A 4,834-nucleotide genomic window follows, 5' to 3' on the forward strand; every position below is an offset into this window, starting at 1 on the left:
GGCCCGGCCACCGGGCCGCCGGCGGCCGGCCGGGTCAGGCGCCGAGCAGCCGCCGGACCCGGTCGGCACCGACGGCCAGCAGCAGCGTGGGCAGCCGCGGCCCGGTCTCGACACCGACCAGCAGGCGGTACAGCAGCGCGAAGAACGCCCGCTGGGCGACCTTCAGCTCCGGGGTCGGCTTGGCGTCCGGGGCGAGCCCGGCCCGCACCTTCGGCACGCCGTACACCAGCGTGGTCAGCCCCTCCAGCGACCAGTGGCTGTCCACCCCCTCCACCAGCAGCGCGAGGGAGGCCCGCTGCTCCTCGTCGAGGGAGGCGAGGAGCTCGACGTCGGGCTCCTCGCGGACCCGGGTCCGCTGCTCGGCGGGCACCTGGGTGGCGATCCACTGCGCGGCGCGGTCCAGCCGGGGCCGGACCTGCGCCAGGTCGGTGACCGGGGCGTCGGGGTCCAGGTCGGCGAGGATGCGGAGCGTCTGGTCCTCGTCGCCAGTGGTGATGTCCACGACCGAGGCGAGCGTCCGGTAGGGGACGCGCCGCTCCGTGGCGGGCAGCTCACCGGCGGCGGTGCCGACCGCACGCCGGTGGGCGGCGAGGTCGGCCGGCTGTGCCTGCCCCTCGTCGATCTTGCGGGCCAGCGCGTCCCACTCGTCGTAGAGCCGCTGGATCTCCTGGTCGAAGGCGATCTTGAAGGACTGGTTGGGGCGGCGGCGGGCGTAGAGCCACCGCAGCACCGGCGCCTCCATGATCCGCAGCGCCTCCTCCGGGGTGGGGACGCCGCCCTTGGAGCTGGACATCTTCGCCATGCCGGTGATGCCGACGAAGGCGTACATCGGGCCGATGGGCTGCACCCCGTCGAAGACCTCGCGCACGATCTGCCCGCCGACGACGAACGACGAACCCGGCGAGGAGTGGTCGACGCCGGAGGGCTCGAAGTCGACGCCCTCGTACTTCCAACGCATCGGCCAGTCGACCTTCCAGACCAGCTTGCCGCGGTCGTACTCGCTCAGCAGCACGGTCTCGCCGTGGCCGCAGGCGCAGCGGTAGGTCAGTTCGGTCGTGTCGTCGTCGTAGGCGGTGACGGTGGTCAGGTCGCGCTCGCAGACGGCGCAGTACGGCTTGTACGGGAAGTAGCCCGCGTCGCCGGCGCTGCCGTCGTCCTCCTCCGCCGCTCCCGAGCCCTCGGCGGCGGCGAGCTCGGCCTCGTCGGCCGGCTGCTGCGCCCCCTGCTTGCCCTTCTTCTGCTGCTGCGGCTTCCGCTGCCCCTGCGGCGGGCCGGCCGGGGCGTCGCCGCCGTCCTGCGCGCGGTCCTTGGTGCGGTAGCGGTCCAGCACCGCGTCGATCGCGGCGCGCTCGCGCACCGCGTGGAGGACCTGCTCACGGTAGGCGCCCGAGGTGTACTGCTCGGTCTGGCTGATGCCGCGGAACTCCACGCCGAGGTCGGCGAGGGCGCCGATCATCGCGGCCTTGAAGTGCTCCGCCCAGTTCGGGTGCTCGGAGCCTGGGGGTGCGGGGACCGAGGTCAGCGGCTTCCCGATGTGCTCCTCCCAGGAGGAGTCCACGCCGGGGATACCGGCGGGCACCTTCCGGAACCGGTCGTAGTCGTCCCAGGAGATGATGTGCTCGACCGCGTGACCGCGGCGGCGGACCTCGTCGGCGACGAGGTGCGGCGTCATGACCTCGCGCAGGTTGCCGAGGTGGATCGGGCCCGAGGGGCTCAGTCCGGACGCGCAGACGATCGTTTTCCCGGGCGCGCGGCGCTCCGCTTCGGCGATGACGTCATCAGCGGATCGGGAGACCCAGTCGGTCTCGGCACCGGCAGCCACAGTGGTCTACTTCCTTCCGGAGAACGGCGCGCGCCGCTCCGCGGAGGCGGGACGCGGCGGCTCGCGGGCCGCGGGCGCACCCGGGCCCGGCAGGTGGACCCCCCTAGTGTCACACGTGGCCACCGGCCCGCCGTGCGGATGGCCCGGGGCCGGCGGTCCCCGGCATCCCGACCCCTCACCGCCCGGTCGGGCGGCACCGGTCGGAGGTCCCCGGCGCGCTCGCGCACCCGGCTCGGGCGGCGCGTGCCGGTGGGATGCCCACCGGCGGGACGCGGCCGTCCGCCGGCGCCGGCCCGGCGGGCCCGGCTCCGGGCCGATGGGACGGAGGGGGCGGAGGGGCCGCGAGGCGGGGGCTGCCTCGGAGGCCGGTGGCACCCCGTCACGCCATGGGCACAACCAGGTCAACCAGTCAGCGCGCGTTCCGGAACAGGGTGACCGCAATCTCCGCTTCTGAGCTGGTATCAGATGTTGAACTTGTGACATGCGCGTGACAACCAGACGCAACCCCTTGTCGATTTCCCTTACTTCGGCAAATCTTTCGAACGACGGAGTGAATTGTTGTGGCCACGCTCCGTCAAAAAACCAGTCTTCAGCGCACTTCGGATCCATCAAGCGGAGGAATTCCCTCGATGTCAGCGATGCGTACCAGCCCCCACCGCCGCACCCTCGGCACCGCCGCCGCCACCGCGGCCGTACTGGCGCTCGGCGTCGGTCTCGCGCTCCCCGGCGCGGCCCACGCCACCACGGACGACGCCACCGGCGTCATCCTCAACGCCGACGCCGCCGACACCGTCGCCGGCAGCTACATCGTCGTCCTGGACGAGACGGTCGCCGCCGACTCGCCGGCCGCCGACGAGCTGGCAGCCAAGTACGACGCCGAGATCAGCACCGTCTACGACACGGTCCTCAACGGCTTCGCCGCCGAGGTCGACGAGGCGGACGCGCTGCGGCTCGCGGCCGACCCGGCCGTCGACAAGGTGTACCAGGACGAGGTCGTCGAGCTCGCGACGACCACCCAGGTCAACCCGCCCTCCTGGGGCCTGGACCGGATCGACCAGCCGAACCTGCCGCTGGACAACCGCTACACCTACCCCGCCCACGCCGGTGACGACGTGACCGTCTTCGTTCTCGACACCGGTATCCGCTACAGCCACCAGGACTTCGGCGGCCGTGCCGTCTTCGGCTTCGACGCCTTCGGTGGCAACGGCTCGGACCGCCAGGGCCACGGCACCCACGTCGCCTCGACCGCCGCGGGCACCGCCTACGGCGTTGCCAAGGCCGCCGACATCGTCTCGGTGAAGGTCCTCAACGACTTCGGCTCCGGCACCGTCCAGTCCGTCGTCGCGGGCATCGACTACGTGACCGCCAACGCCAACGGCCCCTCGGTGGCCAACCTGAGCCTGGGCGGCGGCGCCAACGCCGTCATCGACGCGGCGGTCGTCTCGTCGATCAACTCCGGCGTCTCCTACGTGGTAGCCGCCGGCAACAACAACCAGAACGCCAGCGGCTTCTCACCGGCGCGCGTCGGCCCGGCGATCACGGTTGGCGCCACCACCTCGACCGACGCCCGCGCCAGCTACTCCAACTGGGGCGCCATCGACATCTTCGCCCCCGGCAGCGCCATCACCGCGGCGTGGGCGACGAGCGACACCGCCACCAACACCATCAACGGCACCTCGATGGCGGCGCCCCACGTCGCCGGCGCGGTCGCCCTCTACCTGGGCGACAACCCCGCCGCCTCCCCCGCCTCGGTGAAGTCCGCCATCAACAGCCTCGCCGTCACCGGCAAGGTCACCAACCCGGGCAGCGGCTCGCCGAACCGACTGCTCCAGATCCCCTGACCGCCGACACCATCCGATGACGTGACCCCTGACCGGCCGCCGGTCCCGCCCGAGGCGGCGACACGGGGCGGGTGACGGGTCACCTCACAGGGCCGGCGCCCCGGGAGACCGGAAGGCGCCGGGGCGTCCGGAGAACCGCCGGCCCGTCGAGGGCCGGGCCGGCGGCCGGGCGACCCCCGCCGGGCCCCGCCCTCACCTCACGGCCGGGGCCGGGAGCGACACGCTCCCGGCCCCGGCCCACGTCGTACCGCGCGGGGCGCGGCGGACCGCCCGGCCCCGCAGGGCGCGGGCTCACAGCTCCCGGTGCACCTTGGTGTTGGACGCCTGGGCGCGCGGACGCACGACCAGCAGGTCCACGTTGACGTGGGAGGGTCGGGTGACCGCCCAGCCGACGGTGTCCGCGACGTCCTCCGCCGTCAGCGGCTCCGCCACACCCCGGTAGACCTCGGCGGCGCGGGCGTCGTCGCCGCCGAACCGGTTGAGGGCGAACTCGTCGGTCCGCACCATGCCCGGCGCGATCTCGATGACCCGCACCGGCTCACCGCAGAGTTCGAGCCGCAGCGTCTCCGCCAGCACGTGCGCACCGTGCTTCGCGGCGACATAGCCACCGCCGCCCTCGTAGACCGCCTGGCCCGCGGTGGAGCTGACCACGACGACGGTGCCGTCGCCGGAGGCGCGCAGCGCGGGCAGCAGCGCCTGCGTCATGTGCAGGACGCCGATGACGTTCACCTCGTACATGCGACGCCAGTCCTCCGGGTCGCCCTCGGCGACGGGGTCCGCCCCCAACGCACCGCCCGCGTTGTTGACGAGCACGTGGCAGACGCCGAGCTCCCCGGCGAAGGCGCGCACCGCGTCGCGGTCGGTGACGTCGAGCACCTCGGCCCTGGCGTCGTGGCCGGCGGCCGTCAACTCGGAGGCGAGCGCCGCGATGCGTTCGGTGCGCCGGGCGGTCAGCACCACCCGGTAGCCCTCGCTCGCCAGCCGCCGGGCGGTGGCCGCCCCGATCCCGCTGCTCGCCCCGGTCACCACGGCGGTGCGCTTCTCCATGACTGCTGCCTCCTGCTCGGCCTGACCGCACGGCCCGAACGGCGGACCGCGCCGCGGCAATCGTCGCAGACGGCCGCGGCACCGGCCCGTCCGGACACCCGCGGTCGGGGCCTCGCCCCGACCG

General features: G+C 73.7%; 3 protein-coding genes. 1 reads left to right on the forward strand and 2 read right to left on the reverse strand.

Annotated elements, in window-relative coordinates; all coding sequences use genetic code 11:
- Window positions 1-34 precede the first annotated feature (34 nt).
- Entirely contained in the window at window positions 35-1,822 is a 1,788-nt protein-coding gene (gene lysS, locus HCJ92_RS22220) for a lysine--tRNA ligase (RefSeq protein ID WP_167935397.1), read from the reverse strand.
- Window positions 1,823-2,451: 629 nt separating this feature from the next.
- Between lysS and HCJ92_RS22225 the strand changes: the two genes are divergently transcribed.
- Window positions 2,452-3,663, forward strand: coding sequence for a S8 family peptidase (locus HCJ92_RS22225; RefSeq protein ID WP_245241134.1), 1,212 nt, complete (start codon window positions 2,452-2,454; stop codon window positions 3,661-3,663).
- Window positions 3,664-3,954: 291 nt separating this feature from the next.
- Here HCJ92_RS22225 and HCJ92_RS22230 read toward each other — a convergent pair whose 3' ends face one another.
- Window positions 3,955-4,710 carry an SDR family oxidoreductase gene (locus HCJ92_RS22230; RefSeq protein ID WP_167935398.1) on the reverse strand — a complete coding sequence of 252 codons (756 nt, stop codon included), beginning with the start codon at window positions 4,708-4,710 and terminating at the stop codon, window positions 3,955-3,957.
- Between the last annotated feature and the right edge of the window lie 124 nt (window positions 4,711-4,834).

The organism is Streptomyces spiramenti, from assembly GCF_012034385.1.
GTDB classification, from domain to species: Bacteria; Actinomycetota; Actinomycetes; order Streptomycetales; family Streptomycetaceae; genus Streptomyces; species Streptomyces spiramenti.

What these genes read in the sequence shown, in the direction of transcription:
- HCJ92_RS22230 (WP_167935398.1), bottom strand. Translation starts at nt 4,710, where the DNA reads ATGGAGAAGCGCACCGCCGTGGTGACCGGGGCGAGCAGCGGGATCGGG.
- HCJ92_RS22225 (WP_245241134.1), top strand. Translation starts at nt 2,452, where the DNA reads ATGTCAGCGATGCGTACCAGCCCCCACCGCCGCACCCTCGGCACCGCC.